Source organism: Endozoicomonas sp. Z74, assembly GCF_057680865.1.
This window is the reverse complement of the sequence record NZ_JBLYZI010000047.1, coordinates 1-26,239: the sequence shown is the minus strand read 5'-3', so window position 1 is coordinate 26,239 and position 26,239 is coordinate 1. Positions and strand designations below refer to the sequence as shown.

The window sequence follows — 26,239 nt, the reverse complement described above, 5'->3', positions numbered from 1 at the left end:
TATGGGTCTTTAGACCCAGCGGGTCCTTCAGGGTGCTTAACTTATCTCTTATCTACTCACACCAGGTCGGCCTGCTTCAAGGCATCCCGAACCCGGTCATGATGTTCAGGGGAAAGCGGGGTCAGCGGCAGGCGAATGCCTTCCCGGATCATTCCCATCTCCCTGAGAGCCCATTTCACTGGAATCGGGTTCGCCTCTGCAAACAACGCCTCACTCAGGGCCGCCAGTTTTTCATTGATGGCCTCTGCGGTGATGCGATCTCCGGCCATAGCGGCAACACACAACTCATGCATCAGACGGGGTGCCACATTGTTAACGACGGAAATCACACCGTTACCACCTTCCAGCATTAATTCCATGCCAGTGGCATCATCCCCGGAGTAGATCGCAAAACCTTCGCCACTGAGTTCACGAATCTGGCGCCCACGTTCAACAATCCCCGTTGCTTCCTTGACTCCCACAATATGGTCCAGCTGGCTCAACCGGCCAATGGTTTCCGGCAGCATATCCACCGCAGTCCGCCCCGGCACATTATAGAGAATCTGGGGAATGGCGACAGAATCCGCCACGGTTTTGTAATGGAGGTATAAGCCTTCCTGGGTGGGCTTGTTGTAATAGGGAGTGACCAGCAGGCAGGCATCCACACCGAGGGATTTTGCTTCTGCCGTCAGATGAACCGCTTCTGCGGTTGAATTGGCTCCCGTCCCGGCAATAACCGGAATACGCCCGTTCACCTGATTCACCATCCGTTTGATGGCCTCACAGTGCTCCTGAACCGTCAGGGTTGCTGATTCGCCTGTGGTGCCAACCACGACAATGCCGTCCGTTCCCTGGTCGATATGATGTTCCACGAGAGTATGCATACTCTCCCAGTCCAATTCACCATTGCCAAGCATGGGGGTGACAATCGCCACCAGGCTCCCGGTAATCATCAGTGCACTCCTAAAGGCAGATTCTTGCGTAATGTTACTAACGCCCCCCTGTATTCACAAGGGCTGGGTTCTGATGACATAAGATAACAGAACCTGAATCAGAATCCCCCTCGCTTTCCCCGGCAGAGCGGTTAAAATAGCTGACAACAGCCTGGAGCGACAAAAAGCCACTTGCATCTTTCTCCTATGGATTAAGGGGAGCAGGCGCTTTTCCTGGAAAAAGAGGACAGAAAAACAAAATCCATCACCGGCAACCGAACTTTTTGCTAACCTTGCCGATACACTCGAAACGCTGATTATGAATAAAAACGCAGAAAAAACAGCCTCATTCTGATTAAATAAAAGTCACTGTTTAAAGAAGCCATTGCAAGAAAGAAATAAAGGACAGAACATGAGCGTTACTTTGGGTCAACCCGTTCCTGACTTCACTGCCGAAGCAACAAGTAACACCGCCGTCAAACTTTCAGAACTCAAGGGCCGTAAAGTGGTGCTGTTTTTCTATCCGAAAGACAACACACCCGGCTGCACCAGTGAAGGCCAGGCATTCCGAGATAACTTCGCCCGCTTTTCAGAGTCCGACACCCTTATTTTCGGCGTTTCCAAAGACAGCCTGAAGTCTCACGAAAACTTTCGTGCCAAACACGACTTCCCTTTCGAGCTGATCTCAGACCCTGATGAAAGCCTCTGCAAACTGTTTGATGTGATCAAGCTCAAGCAGATGTACGGCAAAGAGTACATGGGCATTGAGCGCAGCACTTTCCTCATTGACAGTGACGGCATCCTGCAACACGAATGGCGCAAAGTCCGCATTAAAAACCATGTAGAGGATGTGCTTCAGGCAGCCCAGATGGTGGACACAGAAGCGGTTATTGAAGAAAGCAAAAAAGCAGAGAGCCCGGAGGAGGAGTAAACCCTGAGGCCTGAGGGCGGGAGATTAAACGTTTGCGCCGTGAAGCCCCCTCTCCCCCTTGGAGAGGGCTGGGGTGAGGGGAAACGTCATTACCCACCTAAGTCTCCGGCTCTGCCACCGTAGGCCAGGCATTCATCACTGCTTTTAACAAGGTGGCCAGGGGAATCGCAAAGAAAATCCCCCAGAACCCCCACAGCCCACCAAACACCAGTACCGCAACAATAATCGCCACTGGGTGCAGATTAACCGCTTCTGAGAACAACAGAGGCACCAGCACATTACCATCCAGGGCTTGAATAATGGCGTACACCACAATGAGAATCGCAAACTGGTCTGACAGTCCCCACTGAAAAAAGCCGATAATGGCAACCGGGATGGTCACCACAGTGGCTCCAATATAGGGAACCACCACAGAAAAACCCACCATCACTGAAAGAAGCACTGAGTAGTTCAGCCCCATGATGGCAAAAGCCAGATAACTTACGCCCCCCACAATCAGGATTTCAATGGCCTTGCCACGGACATAATTGGCAATCTGGTCGTTCATTTCATCCGCCACCTGATCAATCAGTCGGCGTCGTCTGGGCAACATCCCCGCCATCCACCGGATCAGAAGATCTTTATCCTTCAGGAAAAAGAACACCAGTATCGGCACCAGAATCAGGTAAACCATCAACGCCATGGCACCGGGTATTTTCGACAGGGAAAATGACAGCGCCCACTGACCAAGTCCGGCCAGATGAGAGTTAATAGTATTGGCCAGAAGGTTCACCTGCTGAACCGAGACAAACCCCGGATAAAGATCAGGCAGGCTGGTCATCAGTGTCTGGCCCTCCCTGACCATTCCCGGCAGGGCGTTCAACAAGTGAGTGACCTGCTCCCAGACCAGGGGAATGACCACCAGAATGGACACCAGCAACACCGCAATAAACCCGGCAAACACCAGATTGACGGCCAGCACATGGGGAACCTTCCACCGCTCCAGCCAGTTCACAACACCCTGCATCAGAAAGGCAAACACCAGAGCCGCCAAGGCCGGAGCCAGCATATTCCCCATGGTGAGCACAATAATGAAACCCAGCACCAGGATGATCAGCAGCACCACCGCTTCCTGGTCCGACAGGTAACGGTGCAGCCAGCCCTTAATGACATTCAGCATCTACCGTCCTCTTTATTTGTGCTGCAGGGTATGAATAAAAACACCCTTTAACGTTTCACTGGCTATCAGGCGGTGTCCACTGATACGAGCGAAACTGGCAAAATCCCTGACGGACCCGGGATCGGTGGCATAGACCCGGATCACCTGCCCAGCGCTCATTCGGCTCAATGCCTGCTTGGCCTTCAATAAGGGTAACGGGCAGCTCATCCCTTTCAGGTCAAGCTCCAGATCAACTTCAACCATGCCTTTGCTTTATCTCCAACCCTGGGGAAGATCCCCATCAGGCTCAATGTAAATTATGGGTTTCAGATTAAAGCCATCATACAACGCTTTACCTCCTCGGCTAAACAGGTAATATCAACGATCGGCCATCAGCCTGAACCTGAAAAGAGCGGACAGTGAACCGGTTCATTAATGCCGACATTCTGTATGAACAGTGTAAATATAAAGCAACTAAAGCACTGCCCTCAGGCTCAACGGCCTATAAACTAAGGCAGCCTTGAACATTAAAGGGACTGCAACTCATGAAGCCCAATCCAAACCAATGGTTTCATGATAGAGTCTAACCTGATAACACTGAGCACTGCAGACACAAGTGCAATCGAATGGAATCCGGCCAACCGGAAAGTGGATAAACGGCCGCATTCCCACAGCAGACAATACGAGTACGGATATTCTATGAAACAACCGGGTCTCCTGTCAGCCATATTCCTGAGCAGCGCACTGACGATGTATCCTGGCGCCAGCACGGCTGGACCCGTTGACCTTCCCAGCCTGGGGGATGCCACATCCGGTATTATCTCCCAGCAACAGGAATACGAGCTGGGCCGGACATGGCTGAAAGTACTGCGCAGCCAGACACCCATGATCAGCGATGCCCAGTTGAAAGACTACCTGGAAAGACTGATATTCCGGCTCGCAGGCTCCAGTGAACTCCAGGATCACCGGCTGGTGCCCCTGGTGATCGACAGCCCGGTTCTGAACGCCTTTGCCGCACCCGGCGGTATTGTCGGGGTGAACACCGGCCTTTTCCTGTATGCCGAAACCGAAGCCCAGTTTGCCGCAGTGCTCGCCCACGAACTGGCCCACCTCAGCCAGCGTCATTACGCCCGGAATGTCGAAGAAGCTCGTAATAAAAGCATACCCACCGCCGCTGCGATACTGGGTTCAATCATTCTGATGGCCACGGCCGGTGGCGATGCCGGGGCCGCCGCACTGACGTCGACTGTCGCTGGTGTCCAGAGTTCAAGACTTCGCTTCAGCCGACAGTTTGAACGTGAAGCCGACAATATCGGTATTAACACCCTGACCAAAGCAGGCTTTGACCCTCAGGCCATGCCGGAAATCTTTGAGTTGATGAACAAGGCCAGTCGTTTTGGCAGCCGCCCCCCCGAATTCCTGCTGACCCACCCGGTCACGGAGAACCGGATCTCCGACTCCCGCGCCCGCGCCGACCAGTTGTCTGCCCAGACCTTAAAAGCCAGCAAAGGCTCACTGAATTACCAGTTGATGCGCATGCGGGCAGCCATCCTGAACAACAGCAACCCCAATGAACTGGCCAAACAGCTCAGTAAAGAGCTGGAAGCCGGACTCTCTTCAGCTCCCGCAGTAACCCGATACGGGCTGGTTCTGGCTAATATGAAAACCCGGAACTTCAAAGTCGCAGACCAATATCTGACCCCACTTCTGAAGGACAACCCCAGCAACCTTCACCTGATCATGACCCGGGCCATTCTGGATGCGGATACAGGAAAAGCCAACGAAGGCATTGCCAGGCTGGACAAGGCACTGGAAATCAACCCGGGAAGCTACCCTCTTATGGCTACCCGCGCAGAAGTCCTGACCAAACAACAAAAATACTCTGAAGCCAGGGACGAACTGTTAAAGCTGAGCCGTGCCAGACCGGACGATCCGGACATCTGGTTTGCCCTGGCGGAGGTTCAGGGACAGGCAAATGACATCCTCGGCCTGCACCAGTCCAGAGCGGAGTATTTTTTCCTGAATGGCAACCTGGACGATGCTATCAAGCATCTTCAGTACGCCCGCAAGATGGTGGGTGACAATTTTGCCCTGAAATCCAAGCTGGACAAGAAGCTGGCGGATATGATGAATTACCGGCAGAAAATGAAGAACAGTTAAAAAAAAGGGCTCCTCACCAGAGGAGCCCTTATTTCATTATCTAGCTGAAGCCGTAAAATCCAGCATTCGCTGCAAGGGCTTCAATGCCTGTGTCCGAAGCGACTCACTGACCTCAATCACATTCATCTCGCCCGGCTCTTCAAGGCAACCCAGCAACGCATCCAGTGAATTCATGGCCATCCATGGACAATGGGCACAGCTCCGGCATGTGGCACCGCTGCCCGCCGTAGGCGCTTCCAGGAACTGCTTATCCGGTGAGGCCTGCTGCATTTTGTAGAAAATCCCACGATCCGTGGCCACAATAAAGGTGTCGTTAGGCATCTCCATGGAAGCCTTGAGCAGCTGACTGGTGGAACCCACCACATCCGCCAGCTCTACAACTGCATCCGGGGATTCAGGGTGAACCAGCACAGCGGCGTCCGGATGCACCTTTTTCAGGTCAAGAATACCCCTGGCCTTGAACTCTTCATGAACAATACAACTGCTGTCCCATAACAGCATATCAGCACCGGTCTGCTTCTGGATGTAACTTCCCAGGTACTTGTCAGGCCCCCAGATGATGGATTTACCTTCCGCGTCCAGCTGCTCAACAATATCCAGAGCGCAACTTGAAGTCACCACCCAATCAGCACGAGCCTTCACCGCAGCCGAGGTGTTGGCATAAACCACCACTTCCCGGTCAGGATGCTGATCACAAAAGGCAGAGAATTCTTCAACCGGACAGCCCAGATCCAGGGAGCACTCTGCCTCAAGCGTGGGCATCAGCACCTGCTTTTCAGGGCTCAGAATCTTGGCGGTCTCCCCCATAAACCGGACACCGGCAACCACCAGTGTATCCGCGGGGTGACGGGCCCCAAAGCGAGCCATCTCCAGGGAATCCGCAATGAACCCACCGGTCTCATCGGCCAGCTCCTGAACAACCGGATCAGTGTAATAGTGAGCCACCAGAACCGCTCTCTTCTCATCCAGGAGCGCCCTGATTCTTTTCTTTTTAGCTTCGTTCACCGCCGGATCCACCGGCACCATTGGAGCCTTCTGCAAATGGCCCTGAACGAGCTCTCTGTCTATCACTGCATTCATAAAGCTTGCGCCCGGCAAAGCACTTTACCTGTCCCTGACTGCACCCTTCTATCGAAGACAGCTGGAAGAGCACCCCCACAGTAAAGTGTCCGCGAATTCCTCTATCAAAAACTGGCGGGTAGTCTATCACAGCTCGCAGGCATCATCAGCACTGATTATTTCAAGGCCAGAGGAAGGTAAAAAAAGAAGGGAAGGAAACAGAAGAGTGGTGGGTCGTGTAGGATTCGAACCTACGACCAATTGGTTAAAAGCCAACTGCTCTACCAACTGAGCTAACGACCCGTGGCCGGAAATTATACGCAACCCGGCCGGGTTTACAAGAATTTTATCCTCCCCACTGAGTCAGTGTCTATTCTCAATAGTCATCCCTTTACCGAGGAAAGCCCAATGCGCGTCCTGGTTGCCATGTTTAAACATGAGACCAACAGCTTCTCCCCGATCATCACTGATGAAGAACGCTTTCGCCAGTGGTGCCTGATCGAAAATCAGGAAATAGAGTCCCGGTTACTCTCAACCAATACCCCTACCGGAGGCTATCTGACCTTTGCCAGGGCGCACTCCTGGGAGGTAGTCACCCCCATCGCCGCCGAAAGCATGCCTTCAGGCCCCATGTCGGAAGCCTGTTATGAAAGCCTGGCCGGTAAAATCATGGCCGCGTCCGAAAAGGCGGATGCCCTGCTGCTGGATCTTCACGGCGCCATGGTGACGGAAACCAGTACTGACGCTGAAGGACTGCTACTGCAAAAATTACGAACCCTTTATCCGGAAAAACCCATTGCGGTCGCATTGGATTTCCACGCCAACATCAGCGAACGAATGGTTGAGAATGCCAATGTTATAACGGGATTCCAGACCTACCCCCATATTGACATGAGGGAAACCGGGCTTCGGGCTGCCCGGATACTGGAAGCCGGATTAACCGGGGCTGCCCGCCCCACAATGGGCTTTGGTCGTATACCGGTGCTTCCCCACACGCTTCGCCAGGGAACCGATGACGAACCTTTTGCCAGCATCATGGCCCATTGCCGCCAGCTGGAAAATCACGAAGACGTACTGGACATCAGTTTCTTTGGAGGCTTTCCTCTGTCTGACACGCCTTATACCTCACCTTCAGTCATCGTCATTACCAATAACAATCAGCCGCTGGCCCATCAACTGACTGCGGAAATCCTTGAAGAAGCCTGGCAAAAGAGGCCGCAGATGGTTTATCAGGGCTGCGACCTGATAAACACCCTTGAACAGGCCAGAAAGGAAAAAAGCACACAGGTATTGCTGGATCACTCAGATAACTGTGGTTCAGGAGGAACCCAGGACGTTATGACCGCGATAAAAGCCATTCATGATCTGACCTTGGAGAAGGTGGCCGTCGCTGCCGTCTGGGATCCGGCATCCGTAAAAAGAATGCAACAGGCGGGTATTGGTGAAACCATCACTCTGGAACTGGGCGGCAAAACGGATATCCCAAGCCTTAACTTGAAAGGGGCTCCACTCACCCTCACTGGCTGCGTCAAATCCCTGTTTGATGGCAAGTGGATTATTCACGGCGACATGTATCATGGAGTGGAAGTGGACCTGGGCCACTCTGCTGTCCTGGACACTGGCTCCATGGAAATCATCATTGTCTCCCATCATGTTGAACCCTGGGACAAAGGAATTTTCATCGCTGCAGGCATTAACCCGGAGCAGAAGCACCTGCTGGTTTTAAAATCCAGAATCCACCACCGTGCCAGCTTTAACACGATCACCCGCAACCACAAACTGCTGGATGGGGAAGGCTGCACCAGTTCTGACTACCGTCTTTTTCCTTTCCAGCACCTGCGCCGCCCTATCTACCCACTGGATAAGGGCTGCGGCTATCCCAAGTCGCATTTTAACTGACCTTCGGCAAAGCCTGGATGAAACACCTTCAAAGGGCTTTTATTGCATCCAAGGGTGCTGATCAAAGCCTTGGTTCTTGACCAAAAGACCTGGGAGACGATCTTGCTGACTTTTGCCCTCACCCAAACTCTCTCTTCAGGGGACGGCTTTAAAAATATGCCCCCCCCCTCTCCCTCCAAGGGAAGGACTTTGACAATTTGCACCAACAAGCCCCCTCTCCCTCTGGGAGAGGGCTGGGGTGAGGGAAAACGGTAAATAGATTATGGCGGAAACATCAAGATCAGCTAGCGAAGCCACAGTGCAACCTATGCGAGCTTCCCCGGCATAGCCAGGAGTTTAACTAATGATTAATTAGCACTTAATGCTGATAAGGCGTCGGATCCTCCACCCCGGCTTCCTGAAACCCCTTTCTGCGATAACAGCAGCTGTCACATTCTCCACAGGCACGTCCCTGATCATCCGCCTGGTAACAGGACACCGTAATGCCATAATCGACCCCCAACCGGACACCTTCGCGGATAATATCGGACTTGTTCAATTCCAGCAGGGGGGCGCGAATATGAAAATGATCTCCCTCTACACCCGCCTTGGTCGCCAAATTAGCCATTGTCTCAAAGGCCTGAAGGTATTCACCACGACAATCAGGGTATCCGGAATAATCCACTTCGTTGGCACCGATAAAAATATCTCGGGCCCCAATCACTTCAGCCCATCCCAGGGCCAGAGAAAGGAATACGGTATTGCGTGCAGGGACGTAAGTGACAGGAATACCTTCACCACCAAAACCAGGAACATCAATATCATCATCGGTCAATGCCGAACCACCGATATCCCGGAGGTCTAGCTTCAATACCTTGTGGCTCCTGGCCCCCATCGCCTTTGCCACACGAACGGAGGCTTCCAGCTCAGAACGATGGCGCTGGCCATAATCAAAACTGACGGTATAGCACTCAAACCCTTGATCCCTGGCTATTGCCAGAACCGTTGCAGAGTCAAGGCCTCCGGATAACAACACCACTGCTTTTTTCATATCAATCGATTCTCTTTTTGAAACAGGAAAGTCCGGTTTAAACCCCCGTCTGGTCACCCCAGATCACCCGGTGCAACTGAATCTGAAACCGGACCGGCAAGCGGTCATCCAGAATCCATTGAGCCAGCCGCTCCGGAGGAAGCTCACCACTGACCGGAGAAAACAGCACATCTGACACACGTTCAGAAAGTTGATATTCCATCAGTTTCGATACCGACCACTCATAATCATCGCGATCGGCAATCACAAATTTGACCTGGTCCCGCCGGTCAAGGTACTGGATATTGTCATAAAGGTTTCGATGCACCTCTCCGGAAGCGGGCGGCTTGAGATCCATCACTTTAACCACACGGGCATCCACTCCAGACAGATCCATGGCACCACTGGTTTCGAGGGAAACCTCAATCCCCTGATCCGCCAACAGAGCCAACAATCGCTGACAACCAGGCTGAGCCAGGGGCTCTCCGCCGGTGACCGTGACATAGGCAGGGCGATACTCTGACACTTTGCCAATAATATCCTGCAAACTGATCAGCCCCCCCCCTTTGAACGCATATTCTGTATCGCACCAGCGACAACGAAGAGGACAGCCTGTCAGCCGGACAAAAACCGTAGGAAGCCCCATGGTTCTGGTCTCACCCTGCAAGGAATAGAATATCTCTGACACCCGGAGCATTTCTGCCGACATTGGTCACACCCACAGTAGAGGGCTTCCCCCTCAGAAATCCAACACCCACCTTATGCCAAAAGAACCCAATACACAGAAGATTCCGCTCAATGACCAAGGCACTTAATGAGATAAAAAAAGAGGGCAATTCTCGCAGAACAGCGAAAGAAAGGGAATGAACAGATAAGCAAGCCGCGCTGAAGACAACACCTCCAGCACGATTGCCTGGCAGCCTGTCGGGCAGGCCGCTAGAAAGAAAGGAGAGCGACTCAGGAACCGTCCATCGCTCTCAGATAAGTATCAGAAAGCCGTGCCGCTGCCGTATCCGGGTACTTTTTAATCACCGATTCCAGCAAGCTTCGGGCTTTATCCTTATCCCCCAGAAGGTCGTGCAGACGGCCAAGCTTATAGCTGGCATCGGGAACCTTCGGACTGCCCGGATAGTCATTCAGCACACTCTGAAAAGCATCCCGGGCTGGCTGGTACTGTCCCTGGGCCATCTCAACCTCCCCCAGCCAGTATTGAGCATTATCGGCGTAACGCCCCTTAGGGTAGGCAGTCAGCTGCTTCTTCAGAGCCTCTCGAGCCTGATCAAACTGTTTGCCCCGAATCAGACCAAAAGCCGCCTGATAAGCCTCTTCCTCACCTTTCAATGCCTCATTACCAGACACCTTTGAGGAAGAGCCACTCTTACCGGTTGCCTTTTTTACCGGGGTGGTTGTCGACGGAGACCGGCTGCCTGATGCAACCGTCTTACCGCCGCTCTGATTTAACCGGGAGATCCGCTCATCAAGATCAAGGTAGCGGTCACGATTTTCCTGCTGGAGCCGTTCCAACTGAAATCCCTGCTCTTCCAGTTGACCGCGAAGCTCCATCAACTCCTGGCGCATCTGTTCAATGGTATTGAGCAAATAGGCCGTTGAAGAGTCTGCAGCAGCAGGAGAGACGGATGGAGCCGGTGAACTTTCAACCTTTTCACCGTCGTCCTGGGCACTGCTGATGGGCGCATTGTCGACACCAATGGGACGAGACTGCTCTATGGGTACAGACGCTGCTGCATAACTACTGACCAACCCCATTATCATTGCAGAGTATTTCAGAGCACACCAGCCACGACGCTTCCTGTGCGAATTTCCTGCTCTCATTCAGTCCCGCCCCCTTTTGAAACTCAGTGGACAACCCTTAATCAACAACAATCACAGCACGACGGTTCATGGCCCAGGCCGCTTCATTGTGAGCCGGGTCTAGAGGCTTCTCAAAACCGAAGCTGATGACTTCAATCCGGCCTGCAGCAACCCCTTTGGCTACCAGGTAGTTCTTAACGGTGTTAGCGCGTCGCTCACCCAGAGCCAGGTTGTAGGTACGGGTGCCACGCTCATCGGTGTGACCCTGAATAACAATTTTCTTGTCAGCGCCTTCCCTGGAGTTCAGGTAAGCTGCCTGAACGTCGAGTGCCTTATAGTCTTCCTGGCCCAGCTTGGAGCTGTCAAACGGAAAGTTGTAAGTCTTCTTGTCCAGCAAAGCTTCAATCTGTTCCGGAGAAGCATCAATCCGGCCACTGTCAACCACCGCCTGAACAGCAGGATCCAGCACCGGCTCTACCTCAACCATGACTTCATCTTCAACCGTGGATACAGGCTCGGTCTTGGCGGAAGAGGTGCTTTCCCCTCCGGTGGAAGCACACCCGGCCAGCCAGATGGCAGTTACAGCAAGTGCAGCGGCCTTGACAACGTTGGCAAATTGCATGTCAGACTCCAGTCGTTCTCTGAATTAAGATTTCAATGATTTTACTATGAAAATGCCGCTACCAGCGGCCTGCCGAACTTACAACAGGCTGTGCATTCCCATGGTTCAGTGTGGGCGTCATTTTCTGCCCATAACTGTTTTTGCAGTACACTAACAGAACTGAGGTTTCCCGACCAGTCCGGATACCAGGGGATGGGGGCGACCTCAAACAAAACCTCTCAACGCTTCAAGTCCACGCTGGGCCCCCAGGCTGGCTCGCGAACGTCACCGGCAGCTGAAGGAAGCCGGTGTTTCACCCGACCATCAGCAGACACTATACCCAATTCGCCATTTCTGCCACCTTGAGCAGAATAGATCAGCCGTCTGCCACCAGGCGCAATACTGGGAGAGTCCTCCAGCTTTGAGGATGTAAGAAGGCGCAGCCGGTCTGTGTCAAGATCAAGTACTGCAATATTAAAGTCCGTGGCGCCCTGACCTTTGTGAACCAGTGCCAGGGATTTCCCGTCAGGGAAGACCTTGGCCCGGGCATTAAACCGCCCCTGGAAGGTCAGCCGCCGGGGCTTGCCTTCTGGAACCGTTTCTCCATTGGCCATTCGGCGAACAGCCTGTTGATACACCTGGGGGCTTCCTCCCCGGTTGGAGGTAAATACCAGACTCTTACCATCCGGCATCCAGTCAGGCTCAGTATCAATAGCGTAGTGTGAAGTCACATTACTGAACTTCCGGGTCTTCAGGTCCAGAACATAAACATCGGGGTTACCGTCCTTGGAAAGCACCATGGCAATGGACTGGCCATCCGGCGACCAGACCGGAGAGTTATTCAACCCTTTAAAACGGGTCAGGCGCTCACGTTTTCCGGTGGCCAGTTCCTGAAGGTAAATAGCCGGTCGTCCGGTTTCAAATGAAACATAGGTGACACGGGTGCCATCCGGTGACCAGCTGGGAGAAAGAATCGGCTCTTTGGAACTGAACACTTTACGATCACGCTTGCCATCGGCATCGGCGTAATTCAGCTGGTAGTCCATCTGTGTTTTTTTAGACGATCCACTCTGCGCTTGCCGGGCTGTTACGTAAAGAATGCGGGTTGAAAAATCACCTTTAAGGCCAGTGATTTTTTCATACACCGCATCACTGACACGATGGGCCATTCCACGAAGCTGGCTTTCAAGCCCGGTAAAACCACCACTGGCAATCCGCTTATTCCTGACAATGTCGTATAGCTGGTAATTCAGAGTATAGAATTGACCACTGTGACTCACCTCTCCCGTTACCAGATAAGAAGCTCCAAGAACCTTCCAGTCCCGGTAATACACGTCAGACTCTTTAGAAGGAAAGCTCAGCATGCTGCTTCGGGCCAGAGGCCTGAAAAGACCGCTGAGTTTGAGGTCATTATCAATGATGGCTGCGGGATCTTCCGGCAGAACTTTCTCCCCTTTCCAGCCGAAAGGGGAGACCGCCATGGAGACCGCCTGGTCATTCCCCCGGGTGACCTCAATGGTCAGCTCTGCCTGAACCTGCTGTACCATCAGCAGGCAGGCAAACAGTGCTAAAAATTTCAGTATAGGCCTCATCTCACCAGATCCTCGGGCTTGAACCGGAAAATAATACGGCGGAAGTACTGATCAAATACCCGCCGATCCAGCTGTTTTAACTCAGAAAAAGGCGACGCCCTTTTGATTGCCTGGATAACCGAGCGATCAAATTCGTCATTACCGCTGGACTTTACCATGGAAATATCCAGCACATCGCCAAAGGGTGACAGACTGATGCGGAACTCAGCCACCATATGGTTGCGGGCACTGGGAGGTCTGTTCCAGTATTGAGCCGCCAGACTTTTAATCAAGGAGCTGTACTTTGCCACCTGCTGTTCGTCATGCTCTTGTTGAAGAGCCTGCTCCCTGGCCTCCTGCTCCCGCTCCAGAGCCCTGAGCATATCTTCCTGCTGCTTTTTGCGGCGCTCCTCTTCCTGTTTTTTCTTCACCGCCGCTTCCCGCTGCTGGCGGGCAACCTCTTCTCTTTTCCGGGCGGCTTCTTTTTCCCGGCGCTCCTTTTCCTTTTTGAGGGCCAGCGCCTTCTGTCTCTGCTCTTCTTTTTTTCTCTGTTCCGCCTTTTTGCGGGCTTCAGCCTGCCTGCGAGCCTTCTGCTCCTTTTTAAGGGCTGCCGCTTTCTTCCTGGCCGAATCATCCACCACCGGTTTTGCCCTTTCCTTAGGAAGCTCAACCAAAGCCGCCGTAATGTGCGCCGGGGGCTTAAACCGTACCTCTGAGTGACGCTCCCAGCTGGCAAATACCGCCACGCCGATCACAGCGTGAAGCACCAGAGAGAGAAACACCGGGAAACTGTAACCATGAATAAGGGCTGCAGAAACCCTGGAGAACCACCTCTTCATTTACTTCCCTTCCAGCACCACCGGATCGGTAATTAATCCGACATTGGCGACTCCTACTGTCTGAATTCCAGCCATCAGCTCAATGACCGAACCGTAGTCAACACGGGTATCCCCCTTGACCAGAACCTGGATACCGGGTCTGGCCGCCACCACTTTTCCAACTTTTTCCATTAACGAGGAAAGCTGAAGGGCTTTTTCCCGGGTTGACCCCAGATCCATGTAGTATTCCCCACTGGCCTTGATCGAGAGGATCAACACCTCTTTATCTTCAGGAAGGGGGATGGCATCACTGTTGGTTTTGGGGAGTTCGACCTTGATTCCCTGGGTCAGCATGGGGGCACTGATCATAAAAGCGACCAGCAACACCATCATGATATCAATGAAAGGCACCATGTTGATTTCCGACATGGGCTTCCGGCGATTTTTTGCTTGCGCCATGGTTTTGCTCCGCGCCGCTATGTCCGACTGTGAACCTTGCGATGAAGAATACTGGAGAACTCATCAGCAAAGGTTTCGTAATTGGACATCAGAGCGTCCACCAGGGAAGCGTATCGATTGTAGGCAACAACCGCCGGGATGGCGGCCACCAAACCGACTGCGGTGGTCATCAATGCTTCAGCAATACCCGGTGCCACCGATGCAAGGGTGGGCTGCTGAACTACCGCCAGACCTCGAAAAGAATTCATAATCCCGACAACCGTGCCGAACAGTCCCACGTAGGGACAAGTGGAGCCCACACTGGCCAGAAACGGCAGATGGGTTTCCAGCTTTTCCTGCTCCCGGGATATCGCGACCCTCATGGCTCGCTGAGTACCTTCCATCACCGCATCGGGATCCGCGGTGCCCTGGTTTCGCAGGCGGGTAAATTCGGTAAAGCCCGCCTTGAAGATCTGTTCCAGCCCGGAATCGGGGTTGTCATTGGCCTGAACATCTTTATATAACTCAATCAGATCCATGCCTGACCAGAACCGGTCCTCAAAAGCCAGCATCGCCTGCCGGGCATTCCGGAGCAGCAGCCCCCTCTGGATAATCATCATCCAGGAAACAACCGATGCCGCTACCAGCATAAAAAGCACCAACAGGACAACCCAGCTGGCATTGCCAATCAGCGACCACAATGACATGCTATCCGTCACCGACAACCTCACTACCGTCAATCAACAGGAAATGCCCCCGATCATAACACCAAAACGCGATCGGGTATCGGTTAACCCCTGACAAACTCCCGGAAAATCAATAACACCAGTGCAATCCACAGCGGGTTCGATAGCGGCTGTCATGGAGGAGACGACTTCTTTCCTGCTCAAGCTGGCGATAAACAGAGTCATCACGCTCCCGCCGGATCTGGTTACCCATCTGCTCCTGGCGCTGTCGTAACTCGGCTTCCGGTACCGGCTGATGCAACCTCTGCAAGGCAACCTTGGCTTCAGGAACCCCCCAGCGGGCTGCTTCCTGATAAAGCGCGATGGCCTGGGCTGTGGAAGAGGCTACAGACAACCCCTGCTCATAGCACAACCCCATGTGATAAATATCCAGAGGCAAAACAGAGGCAGAAAGAATCAGGGTTCTGCAGGCATTTTCAGTGGCAGAAAACCTTGCTCCCCCCATAGGGGCAACAGGCTCGGCGTCTATCTGTACGCGCTGGCTGCACCCTGATAACCCCCACACCAGCACGCATACAAGAAAATAGTCAAACAAATTTCGTGGTTGTGGGCTCATAAGTATCCTCCTGCCAATAAGCTTTTTTTCATAAGATCCCCTCAGAAACTCTGCTGATTGTGATCCGTTTTAGACCAACAACCACCCCCCTGGTTCACACTATAATCCCCTTCTTTCAGTGAGTGATAAAGCGCCTCCAGCGCCTGGAGATCAAGCTCCTTGCACAACTGAATAATCACCGGGGGGTACTGGCCATAACCGGGCTGGTCAAGCCAGCCAGTGGCTTTTTCCGCCAGAGCCTCCACATCCCCCAGCTCAAGCATCCGGCCAATAGCCTCCATCATTTCCTGAACTCTCAAGAGGTTATCCGGTTTTCGCCCTGCTCCATTCCGGTTCTGGAGCTGGTGATGAATAGCGCTGAACAACTCATCAAAATGCACCGGTTTGGTCACAAAACCACAAAAGCCGGCTTCAACGATTTTCAGCTGGGTCTCTTCGGACACACTGGCAGTAATCGCCATGATTTTCATGGTTTGTCTTTCAGGCATTCCATGGATAGCACGGGTGGCTGCAACTCCATCCAGCCTTGGCATTCGAAGGTCCATCAGGACCAGGTCATAATACGTCTCACGGCACTTCTCCAGAGCCTCTTCACCGTCCTCAGCGGCATCCACCTTGTACCTTCGCGCTTTTAATGCACGCACCAGCATATCCCGGTTGTTAAAGCTGTCATCCACAACCAGAATCTGCCACATGGTCTGATCATCGGATGTACTATCGATCATCTGATTAATCTTTTCTCTTGCCAGTTCCTTGCCATTGGACATATCACTGGTTCGAACAGGGATGGCAAAGAAAAACCGGCTGCCTTTATCCAGCTCGCTGCACACCTGCAGATCCCCCCCCATTGCCCTGACAAGACGGTAACTGATCGCCAGCCCCAGCCCGGTTCCTCCCTGGTTCTGCCCCTTTCCCAACTGACTGAATGGCTTGAACAGTTCTTGCATATCAACCTGCGAGATACCGATGCCCGTATCAATCACCTCAAAAAGCAGCTGGTCGCCTTTCTGGGCAACTGTCTGGGAAACATTGATGCATACCGACCCCTTTTCGGTAAATTTAACCGCATTCCCCACCAGGTTGATCAATACCTGCCTGAGCTTGACATTATCCCCGATAATTTCCGAAGCAATGGTGTCTTCCACATTCAGGCTCAGAACCAGTGACTTCTCCCTGGCCAGTTCGCAGACATTTGCCAACACGGTATTCAGTGTGGCCCGCAGATTAAAAGGTTGAGGATCAAGCCGGACACCTCCACTTTCTATTTTTGTCATGTCCAGAATGTCGTTGATCAGCGTCAGCAAGTGCAACCCGCAGGCCTCAAGAGAGGAAAGATTGAGCCGGTACCGTTCAGGGACACCTTTATCCGCCAGTAACAACTGTGCATAACCCAACACACCATTCAATGGAGTACGGAGTTCATGGCTGATATTGGAAAGAAACATGGACTTGGCCTGGCTGGCTTTCTCTGCCTGATCCTTGGCCGCCAGCAATTCCTGTTCGATCAGTTTTCGTTCCGTAATATCTCTTAAGACAATGGACACCAATACTCCTTCACTGGTATCCAGGACGTTGCTGGAAACCTCCATGGGAAAGCTGTGGCCACTCTGGTCAATACCCCGGGAAAAAGCCGCCTTCAAACAATGGAGGTCACTCTGACAGTGATCAAACTTTCTTAGCAAAGTACATTGTTCCCGGTTGTCCGGATCAATCAGGATATCAAGGGGCATGTTCAGCAACTCTTTATCCTGATATTTAAAAAGCTCGACGACCTTTGAATTGACCAGGCTGATCACCCCATCTTCATTGGTGATTATCACTGCGTCGGGGGCACCGGCGATCAGTGATTTGAACTTCTCGGTATCACGAACGCGATGAGTGATATCGTTTCCCATGCCTTCAATGGCGGTACCCGGCGATTCTCCATCCTCATCATCCAGATAATGCCCCCTCGGGAGACTGCTTGCATGGCCGGTGCAAAACATCTCAACTAACCGGACAGAACCATCCCGGTGACGCATTTCCACTTCAAAAGCTTCCTGCCACAACCCCGCGGTAAGGGCATCAAGAATATTGAAAAAAGGGTGATTGATTTTGGAGGCTGTCAAAAACTGCTGAATGCGCCCGGTAAACTCCTCCACCTCATACCCCAGCACTGTGACAATCGAAGGGCTTACATAGGTAATCCGGCCATCCCTGGCAAGATTAAAATAAAAATAGTGCCCCCGCAGCTGCTGAACCAAATGCCCCATATTATGGGTTCTGGCCTGCTGCAGTGCGTGCTCCCTATCCGCCAGCCTGCTTTTCAGGCGGGTAAAGCTTCTGTTGAGGCTGGCCACCTCGTCCCTTGAATCCTTTTCTCCCTCCCTTGTATCACCACTGAGGGCAAACATATTCATTTGCTCTTTGAGGCGGTTCAGGGGACTGATGATTCTCCCCAACACCCCCCACAGACACCCCAGTGTCAACAACAAAGCACCTCCAATAAGAAAGGCTCCCAGTATTCCCAGACGCATAACCGGGGCGAGAACATCCTGCTCCAGCATGCTGAGGCCAAAATACCATCTTGTTGAAGGGACCGGCATCGCCGTTACCCATCTTTTATCACTTCGGGAAAATGAGCGAAAATTGATGTTTTCCCCTTCCCAGGAAACCCTTTGAACCGCTTCTCGATAAATTCCGCATGGCTCAGGGTCAGTAGCCGGCCGAATAGGATCCAGCAAAATCCGTGCAACCGGGTTTTCATTTTCAACAGTGGTTTGTATATCCCCAAACCCCTTGCAGGGGGGAAGGGCAGTAATCTCATCCAGTGTCCGGTATTTTGGCAGCGTTATGCCACTGGTGAACAGCACGTTGCCAGCGGGGTCAAGCAACATCAGTCGTGTTCTGGGGTTCTTCCATACAAGGGGCTCGGTCAGCTTTGCCCCATCAATGTCGAGGCGAATCACAGACTGATTGCTACCAGGCACCGATACCAGCAAACTGGATTGAAACCTGCGCCTTTCAACTCCTGTATAGACATACCAACGGGTCAGGATAGAAGAACTGCTTAAAAGTGGAACGATCTCGTCAACAGGAATTGAAAATGGAGGCATTCCCGAGCTTTCATGAAATTCTCCATTCGTTTTTAACCAATACTGGGTATAAATCTTATCCCTGTGAAACTGGTCTCCTCCATAGTTAATCACCCCGATGCCTGTCACCAGATCCGTGTCGCCAAGAAGCGCTTTCAGATAAGAAGCCTGACTGCCCGGATGGTTGATTAACCCATCAAGACCAAGGGAAAGCGCCTTGCCTGCCTTAAGCACCCTTTGGGCATTACCATCAATGACCGCAACGTACTGCTGTGCCTGATAAAGATGTTTTCGGCTTATCTCAGAAGAAACGGCCTTGAAGGCATAATAGAGAAAAACAATCGTTACCACACTGTAAAACGCAACAGCAGGAACCAGAGTATAGAGGGTTATTTTTTGCCGGATCGATTTGGGCATAACAACAGGATCATCACTGTCCAGTTTGTAAACGGGTTTTTCTTCAAAGAACTACTGCTGATGAAAAACAAATAACCATCTATGTATGCAGTGCACTTCATCATCAGGATATATGGCGCGCTGGTACCATAATAAACACCGTCTCCCCCAATACATAGTCATTAATAACCTCCCATATCATCCCAGCGATACATAGCAAGCTAGCACATCCCTGTGATGCTGCCTTAGTTATCAGTACCTATTTCGTTTAAAATAAGCCATTATCTGAGCCGGGAGAGCTAACAAAGGCACTGGTTCAAAACACAGAGGAGAGTAAGATTTAACGATAGATATGCAGCCCTGGGTATTTTCCTTTGTCACATTCAACGGGCTCTCTCTTAAAAAAGCAACCTGCTTCCCTTGAAACGGACTGCGCCCTGTGCCCGTGCCATCTCTTGCATCATCGGTATCATCCCATGAGTCATCCTGGTCATCACCTTCACCGTCCACTTCTAGGTCATTCCTGTGTTCACCCAAATTGCCAATTAATGCTTCAACACCTTGATCTCCTTCCACCATCGCTCCTGAAGCAAATTCAAGCCCTTCTAACAGGCGAGTCATATCCAAACTATCTAGCTGTTCAGGGTCATGACTCTCTGCCAAAGCATCCCTTGAAACACCACTGCCCCAACGTTGATGCATCTGTTCATCAGGGATGACAACCCACCAACCCGGAACCAAAGTATATTCGGAAACCTCAAATGGCAATACGAAGTGCTCTGAACTCAGGGCTGGAGCCGTAGTATACAAAGCATAAAAGCTGGGATGATTTCTTAAGAACTCTGCAATGTCATCAGAAGATCCTGTACGTGAATGATGCATAGATGTCCCCTTGTCATTTTTAGTTCGCCAGAACACCCACCAGTTATATACAGGTTTATTTTCATTAGAGCCAGCTACCGGCTGGAACACCACGATACCATTAGGTTTTTTATTGACCGTCGATTTTTCTACATCTCTTATAAGCCAATCAAGGAATGCAAAAAAATACGGCTCATAATCCAGCATATTATGACTATTCCCATAACGTTGGTGGGGTCTGTAATTTTTGGGAAGAAGCTCATCCAGGAAACTTGCAAGAACACTCCATTCCTCAGGATGAATTAGGCGCATCAAATTCGCTAGAGCTTTCCTCAAATAGGCAGAATAGGAATAGTACCCTCCCTTACTATTATCCGGGTAAATATACTTTGTTTTCTCGGGAAAATGAGCAAATCCAAGCCTGTCAACATTAAAGGTTCTTTTCCTCATTTTATCCGGTTTATTTTTTTTGGACGGAGGTTGCAGCTGATCAAGACTAGAAAGCACTGACACATAAAGATCTTCACTATCACTCTCTGACGGCCTCTTTTTCCTGGAACTTTGTTCAGGATGTGAGGTTGTTGCAGGTGAGGCAGCGGTCATGGGCTCCAATCCAGTAGCAGATGACGGATATGAAAAAGGATTAAAAGAATAACTCGCGACATTTAAATTTGAATACGATAAAACAGGGCTCCAGTGATCATATTGTTGGTTAGTATAAGCTCCATGCAAATGATTAAAAAAAACCAGCGTATGAGGCATATTTGCAGATCTGGCTATTTCAGAAATATTATGTATTACATCAATCTCAGTCTGACCGTCTTCATTATGCTGATAACTAACACCCACCGGATTCCATTCCTCATTAGTATGAATCAACAGGATGCGAAACCTCATCCCTGTCTGCTGATATAAAAACCTCAACACCACTGGAACATCGTCGGCAACAAACCAACTAGCTGGTTCATCCGCTCTAGAAGTTGTCCTATGCTCTCCAGCCTGAAGCATTCTATTCCGTAGATTCTGCACATCGATCATCAGGTCTCTCGCATTCCTCCCATTAAATAGATTTTCATAGCTTAAGCCACTCCTTTTACAAATATTCTCAAGAACCACAAGCAAGGATTGCCAAAAGCACATATTATCAGGAAAAACCCCTGGAAACTTAAAACCGAACATTCGCTTAAAATAATATCGATACCTTTCATTTTCTTCAACAAATTGAAACTGCCTCATTCTACCGCTAACATATTTATTTTTGCTCGATACTCCACCCCCGCCTTTCTTAAGTTTTTTCTTTGCAGAATTGATATTCTCCTCCAGCCGAACTAGGGCAGCCAACATTTTCTCCAAATAAGTTCTATCATCCATTGACTGAATATTTTCATAGACCTCATCTCCATGAAATTCTGCATTACCATCTACACCTTCTTCGAACATTCCAATTTGAAGACTAAATAGCAAATAATCAAAATACTTATCCTCCCTTGTTTTATCCTGTCTAGCACTTTCTTTTTTTGCATTGCTATGTAATTTTAGTTTTCGGATGCGCTTCATCAGCCAATTGATTTCGCACGTTATTGACATACATTTATTATAGATTTGTTCCCAGTCATTAATTAGCTTACGATCATTCTCAGAATACGAATCAACCCGAGCCATCCTCACAACCTTATCTCTGCTTTTATTTCTTTGATCCAACATTTGCACTAAAAAAAAAAGGTACGGATAACTAGGTTCAGAACTCATAGCATACAGGTTCCTTCTTCTTTCAGGCCACATATCTATCACAAGGTCATTAACTGGAGACATCTGGCCATTTAGCTGAGTATACGTTGGAACAATATCCATCTGTTTCAATCTTGCAGACACATACACGAAATTACCTGGATTCATATCTGTATTTACAGTCATTATTCCATCCCTGCCCCCCTGATTTTGTTGAATCCTTTCAAAATCATAGTCATTATAAGGGCTAATACCTTCATAAAAATCATTAATTATTTTTAATTTTGTTTCAACACTTACTCCTGGAGCTGCAAGAATAACATCTATAAACTGGTTATACAGCAACTCCCCTTGGACAGAATAAATAATGAATTTCTTTAGCCTTTCGCTGTATATCCATAAATACACAACCGGCACCAAAGACTCTTTTACAATCCTTTCACAGAGAACAACATAAGCACCCAATGCGTCTATCACCCTTTCAGCCTCCTCACGGGTATCAAGAGCCACATGAGTCCTCTTAATAGCAAGACTTCTGAAACGATAAAGCGTATTACTAACCTGAGCAGAAATGCCAGAACCAAAGTTTCTATTCAGCATCATATTACTTTCTGGCAAGTCTGGGTTATGCGTTGCTTCAAAATTGCGAAGAAGCGACAATAAAGCCTCCCTGATTTTTTTTTCTTTTGCTCGTTTCACACTCTCCTTATCCTCCTCTGATGGAATCGGATATTCTCTACTATTCATTGGATATTCTGAGTCTGGAGAAATCATATCTGAAAGCTTCCGACGCTTTAGTGTGTCAAATGGAACAATGACTTCAAAATTACCTCCATAATAATCTTTTATGACATAAACGACATACAGCTGCTCTGGATTAAGCTTGCCATGTTTAATATAATAACTTGGACCTTTATTTAGCGTGGCCGTCATAAACGCATTAAACTCCTCCTCCATAAATCTCCTGTCTGACTCTGACTCTGACTCTTCATAATCTTCCTCCTGAACCGAGGATAGAGGCGATGGTTTCGGCAGAACTCCAGAAACCTGCAAAAAGTCAGAGGGAAAATAACTTTCCTCTTCCCCTCTGTATTGTGGAGATAAAACGACAGACTCCTCCTCTAGTTCGCTCATACGAATATGACCAAAAGATGGAGGCAGCTTACTCCTTTCCATTTCCTCAGGGTAAGCCTCTTTACCTTCAACAAATGGAAGCCACCATAAATTATGGACTTCCATTGAGGCTGGAGAGCTATGATGGCTGGATGGAGAGCCTTGCTCTCTCATAGGAGAAGGAGGCATAAATACAAAAGGATTTCGATTGACCTGTGCAGCCTCAGCACCTGGCGTATCTGTCGGGTTCAAAGCTGCTCCAACTACACTTTTACCAATCTCAATGCCAAATTCCTTTTCTCCATCATTATTTCTCCAAAAAAAGCGATAATCCGCAGCAACTAACACATGACCATAGTCTCTTAACAAAGCAAGAAACTTACGCATTTGATCGAGTTTCCAGGCTTCGCTATACAACGCCTGCAATTCAAGCGAGACGATTGTATAAGGCTCAGACTCAGGCTCAGGCCCAGGCTCCTGCTCCTGCTCCTGCTCCCCATGACCCTCCTCTCCACTTTCTGTCCCTGAAGGCATTGCCCACACGGCAAGGGGCAGACCGTAAATCAATATAAAAACAAGAAAAAGAGCAAGCCTTCGCTTAGGGCCTATTATGTATTTTAAGCACATACTTCTTTGCTCTATAAACCTTGAGAGCATAATAGGTGATAATTCACAGCCTGCTTGATAAAAAAAGAAAGGTCTCTATATACGGAAAAAGTCAACCCCAGTACAGATAGTAAAGTGAGTCCACGCAATCTTGTGAAGGTGCAACTGAATGGGAGCCCTTCAGGGCTCTTTATAATCAAGACCAAAGTGCTGATATGCATTTCGAGTCAATACCCGGCCCCGAGGCGTTCGCATAATATACCCCTGCTGAATCAGAAAAGGTTCCAGGACATCCTCAATGGTATCGCGCTCTTCACTGATGGCAGCGGCCAAACTGTCAACCCCCACCGGACCTCCGTCAAACTTTTCAATCATTGCCAGCAGAAGCCGCCGATCCATATGGTCAAAGCCTCGGGCATCCACATCCAGCATATTCAGGGCATCATCAGCCAACTGACGGGTAACACGGCCATTATTTTTCACTTCTGCAAAGTCCCGGACTCTGCGTAGAAGACGGTTGGCAATTCGGGGAGTTCCCCTGGACCGGCAGGCAATTTCTCGGGCCCCATCTTCTTCCATAGCCACCCCCAGGATGCCGGAAGAGCGAAGGACAATGGTGCTGAGGTCAGCCTCACTGTAAAACTCCAGTCTCTGGACAATACCAAAACGATCCCTTAGAGGTGAGGTTAACAGGCCCGCTCGAGTGGTAGCGCCCACCAGAGTAAAAGGCGGGAGGTCCAACTTGATGGACCGGGCAGCAGGCCCCTCTCCAATCATGATATCCAGCTGATAATCTTCCATTGCCGGATAAAGTACCTCTTCCACCGCTGGGCTCAGTCGGTGAATCTCATCAATAAACAGGATGTCATTGGGTTCAAGGTTGGTCAGCAGTGCCGCCAGATCCCCAGACTTTTCGATGACCGGTCCTGAGGTTGACCGGATATTGCTGCCCATTTCATTGGCCAGAATATGCGACAGAGTGGTTTTACCCAGCCCCGGAGGCCCAAAAATCAGCGTGTGATCCAGAGCATCTCCCCTCATTCGGGCGGCCTGGATGAATATCTCCATCTGTTCCCGGACTTTCGGTTGCCCGGTATAATCCTGAAGTTTAACGGGACGGATGGCACGGTTCTGAATCTCTTCATTGGGCCGCTGCTCGGCGGAAATCAAACGGTCTGCTTCTATCATCTCTTTGCCTGTGCGCTGATCCTTTAAGACTACCACTTCAGCCCACATAAACGAATGGAAAAATAGCGATTCCGCTAGTCGTGACCAGAGTGACTGTCCGGTCCCAGTTTCGCTTGCACAAGCTCGTCAAAAAGTGCTGGTAACGACACTTTTCCTCGCTCTCCTGGAACCGGTTTTAAGATGTTGGTGTGGCCCACACCCATTTTTTGGGTGGTAACTTTTGACCCCATGCCATGAAGCTTCTTATTCAATGCTTCCGGCAACTTCCCCGTTTTCGCCTTAAGCGCCGTCACCCTGCTCTGCAACACTTCAACAAGGGATTTTACCCGGCGTATTTTCCCTTTATCCACCAGAACGGACTTATCATCCTTACGCTGAGGTCCTGGATCAGAGGCGCTCCGCTTGACCCCAGAAGGGATGTTTGCCATCGGCAGCAGGTGCAGCTTCACTTCCTTCTCGCCGTCAGAGCGCTCCCTGATCCGGGTGTGTTCTGACTCGAGAGATCGTCTGATCACTGTTTCAATGGTTTTTTGAAGGGTGGTTATACCTGGATCACTCACGCCTTTTGTGGATAACGTATTCAGGTCAATTTCACCTTCATTCACGTCAAGCTTCACTTCAATTCCCACTTGGTGCCTTCCCGCATCGTTGCCGGTAACCACTTTGCGCAGATGCTTTGGAACTGAACTCAGTAAATTCTCAAGGTCGGCGCCCACAGTAACAGAAAGAGTTCCATTCAGGCCTTCATCAAGACTCAACTCACCGGCTTTTATCTGAATAGCCCCCACCTGAAGCTTTTCCAGCTCAAAACGGTTAAAAGCCACCTGGGGCTTGTCGGATGTTTTCCCAGAAACAAGATTTGGACGGTGTTGAGCATTAAGCTCAATGAGTGAGATTGTGCTTCCTTTAGCCTGAACATCGTATTTATCTGTCAAATTTTCCGCCTGAAGCACTTTTACTTTCACTGCATTGGAATGGAGATGAACTTCTGTCCTCTCGCTCTCCCACAGATTATCAGTTTCCGGCTCTATTTCTTGGGATTCATCAGTAAGACCTGGAAGATGCTTTGTAACCCCATAACAATAGCGGCTGACACTTTCACCCAGAAGAGATAACAGGTTCGTGTCACCGGTTAACTCTGGTGCGTCAATACTGATATACAATTTGGCATGAAGAAGTTTTTTTTCACCTTCTCCCCCCCCTTCATGGGCACTCTCAAGCTCACGCGGCGGTTCGCCTTCTTCCCCTTCTTCCTGGACACACTCAAGCTCAAACGACAGGCTCTCTGCTTTGATCAGTGCACTTTCCTGATCGTAAAGTCCGTGCTCACTTTCAGAGTGGCCCAGCTGCACGGGCTCAAGGCCATTGAGATGAATCTTACCGATAGTCAGGCGATAGCCCGAACGGCTTCCTTCCTCATGGCCCCGAGTCTCGCTTTCCGGCAGAGAACCACTAGAAGGAATAAACATCTGGAACCGTCCCTCGGGAATCTGAATATCCGGCGCTGTTCAAATTAAGTGTTGCTCTACCCAATGTATAGAAACTTGATCTAAAAAAGCCTCCTCTGAGAAGAGTTGAGTTTTAAGAAACCTTTTCCACCCGAGGTAACGAGACAGGTATTTTG

The 26,239-nt window shown here is 50.3% G+C and carries 21 protein-coding genes and 1 tRNA gene; 4 read left to right on the top strand and 18 right to left on the bottom strand.

Annotated elements, in window-relative coordinates; all coding sequences use genetic code 11:
* Nucleotides 1–56: 56 nt before the first annotated feature.
* On the bottom strand, nt 57–932 hold the full coding sequence (gene dapA / locus ACNRUY_RS14365; protein WP_488112335.1) for a 4-hydroxy-tetrahydrodipicolinate synthase: 876 nt from the start codon (nt 930–932) through the stop codon (nt 57–59).
* A gap of 391 nt (nt 933–1,323) precedes the next feature.
* Between dapA and ACNRUY_RS14360 the strand changes: the two genes are divergently transcribed.
* The gene (locus ACNRUY_RS14360; protein WP_488112334.1) at nt 1,324–1,842 is read left to right on the top strand and encodes a peroxiredoxin; all 519 of its coding nucleotides are present in this window, start codon (nt 1,324–1,326) and stop codon (nt 1,840–1,842) included.
* 97 nt (nt 1,843–1,939) lie between these two features.
* Here the strand turns inward: ACNRUY_RS14360 and ACNRUY_RS14355 are convergent, their stop codons facing one another.
* Together ACNRUY_RS14355 and ACNRUY_RS14350 are read right to left on the bottom strand one after the other, a co-directional pair.
* Nucleotides 1,940–3,001: an AI-2E family transporter gene (locus tag ACNRUY_RS14355; protein WP_488112333.1), complete on the bottom strand. Its 1,062-nt coding sequence runs from the start codon at nt 2,999–3,001 to the stop codon at nt 1,940–1,942.
* A 12-nt stretch (nt 3,002–3,013) separates the two neighbouring features.
* Nucleotides 3,014–3,244: a sulfurtransferase TusA family protein gene (locus ACNRUY_RS14350; protein WP_488112332.1), complete on the bottom strand. Its 231-nt coding sequence runs from the start codon at nt 3,242–3,244 to the stop codon at nt 3,014–3,016.
* 435 nt (nt 3,245–3,679) lie between these two features.
* Here ACNRUY_RS14350 and ACNRUY_RS14345 point away from each other — a divergent pair, with 435 nt between their 5' ends.
* Nucleotides 3,680–5,140 carry a M48 family metalloprotease gene (locus tag ACNRUY_RS14345; protein WP_488112331.1) on the top strand — a complete coding sequence of 487 codons (1,461 nt, stop codon included), beginning with the start codon at nt 3,680–3,682 and terminating at the stop codon, nt 5,138–5,140.
* Between the two features lie 36 nt (nt 5,141–5,176).
* Here the strand turns inward: ACNRUY_RS14345 and nadA are convergent, their stop codons facing one another.
* The gene (nadA, locus tag ACNRUY_RS14340; RefSeq protein ID WP_488112330.1) at nt 5,177–6,220 is read right to left on the bottom strand and encodes a quinolinate synthase NadA; all 1,044 of its coding nucleotides are present in this window, start codon (nt 6,218–6,220) and stop codon (nt 5,177–5,179) included.
* A 206-nt stretch (nt 6,221–6,426) separates the two neighbouring features.
* Nucleotides 6,427–6,502 (bottom strand) — tRNA-Lys (locus ACNRUY_RS14335).
* A 105-nt stretch (nt 6,503–6,607) separates the two neighbouring features.
* On the opposite strand from ACNRUY_RS14335, the gene ACNRUY_RS14330 reads away from it, so the two are divergent.
* Complete coding sequence (locus ACNRUY_RS14330) at nt 6,608–8,098, top strand: M81 family metallopeptidase (protein WP_488112329.1); 1,491 nt, start codon at nt 6,608–6,610, stop codon at nt 8,096–8,098.
* Nucleotides 8,099–8,456: 358 nt separating this feature from the next.
* Here the strand turns inward: ACNRUY_RS14330 and queC are convergent, their stop codons facing one another.
* The 13 genes from queC to ACNRUY_RS14265 form a co-directional block, all read right to left on the bottom strand.
* The gene (queC, locus tag ACNRUY_RS14325; RefSeq protein ID WP_488112328.1) at nt 8,457–9,128 is read right to left on the bottom strand and encodes a 7-cyano-7-deazaguanine synthase QueC; all 672 of its coding nucleotides are present in this window, start codon (nt 9,126–9,128) and stop codon (nt 8,457–8,459) included.
* Nucleotides 9,129–9,165: 37 nt separating this feature from the next.
* Entirely contained in the window at nt 9,166–9,816 is a 651-nt protein-coding gene (gene queE, locus ACNRUY_RS14320; RefSeq protein ID WP_488112327.1) for a 7-carboxy-7-deazaguanine synthase QueE, read from the bottom strand.
* Nucleotides 9,817–10,064: 248 nt separating this feature from the next.
* Nucleotides 10,065–10,940, bottom strand: coding sequence for a tol-pal system protein YbgF (gene ybgF, locus ACNRUY_RS14315; protein WP_488112326.1), 876 nt, complete (start codon nt 10,938–10,940; stop codon nt 10,065–10,067).
* 37 nt (nt 10,941–10,977) lie between these two features.
* On the bottom strand, nt 10,978–11,541 hold the full coding sequence (locus ACNRUY_RS14310; RefSeq protein ID WP_488112325.1) for an OmpA family protein: 564 nt from the start codon (nt 11,539–11,541) through the stop codon (nt 10,978–10,980).
* Between the two features lie 218 nt (nt 11,542–11,759).
* On the bottom strand, nt 11,760–13,112 hold the full coding sequence (tolB, locus tag ACNRUY_RS14305) for a Tol-Pal system beta propeller repeat protein TolB (RefSeq protein WP_488112324.1): 1,353 nt from the start codon (nt 13,110–13,112) through the stop codon (nt 11,760–11,762).
* Nucleotides 13,109–13,930 carry a cell envelope integrity protein TolA gene (gene tolA, locus ACNRUY_RS14300; protein WP_488112323.1) on the bottom strand — a complete coding sequence of 274 codons (822 nt, stop codon included), beginning with the start codon at nt 13,928–13,930 and terminating at the stop codon, nt 13,109–13,111. Before tolA ends, tolB begins: the two co-directional genes overlap by 4 nt.
* Nucleotides 13,931–14,368: a protein TolR gene (tolR, locus tag ACNRUY_RS14295; protein ID WP_488112322.1), complete on the bottom strand. Its 438-nt coding sequence runs from the start codon at nt 14,366–14,368 to the stop codon at nt 13,931–13,933.
* 17 nt (nt 14,369–14,385) lie between these two features.
* Nucleotides 14,386–15,054 (bottom strand): protein TolQ, encoded by a 669-nt coding sequence (tolQ, locus tag ACNRUY_RS14290; protein ID WP_488112345.1) that lies wholly within the window; start codon nt 15,052–15,054, stop codon nt 14,386–14,388.
* A gap of 109 nt (nt 15,055–15,163) precedes the next feature.
* A complete protein-coding gene (locus ACNRUY_RS14285; protein WP_488112321.1) occupies nt 15,164–15,649 on the bottom strand; it encodes a hypothetical protein in 486 nt (161 codons plus the stop codon).
* 41 nt (nt 15,650–15,690) lie between these two features.
* A complete protein-coding gene (locus tag ACNRUY_RS14280; protein WP_488112320.1) occupies nt 15,691–19,140 on the bottom strand; it encodes an ATP-binding protein in 3,450 nt (1,149 codons plus the stop codon).
* Between the two features lie 231 nt (nt 19,141–19,371).
* A complete protein-coding gene (locus ACNRUY_RS14275) occupies nt 19,372–23,388 on the bottom strand; it encodes a hypothetical protein (RefSeq protein ID WP_488112319.1) in 4,017 nt (1,338 codons plus the stop codon).
* Between the two features lie 219 nt (nt 23,389–23,607).
* A complete protein-coding gene (gene ruvB / locus ACNRUY_RS14270; RefSeq protein WP_488112318.1) occupies nt 23,608–24,615 on the bottom strand; it encodes a Holliday junction branch migration DNA helicase RuvB in 1,008 nt (335 codons plus the stop codon).
* Between the two features lie 74 nt (nt 24,616–24,689).
* Nucleotides 24,690–25,778, bottom strand: coding sequence for a hypothetical protein (locus tag ACNRUY_RS14265; RefSeq protein WP_488112317.1), 1,089 nt, complete (start codon nt 25,776–25,778; stop codon nt 24,690–24,692).
* Between the two features lie 6 nt (nt 25,779–25,784).
* Between ACNRUY_RS14265 and ACNRUY_RS14260 the strand changes: the two genes are divergently transcribed.
* Nucleotides 25,785–26,132 carry a hypothetical protein gene (locus tag ACNRUY_RS14260; protein ID WP_488112316.1) on the top strand — a complete coding sequence of 116 codons (348 nt, stop codon included), beginning with the start codon at nt 25,785–25,787 and terminating at the stop codon, nt 26,130–26,132.
* The last annotated feature ends 107 nt before the right edge of the window (nt 26,133–26,239 follow it).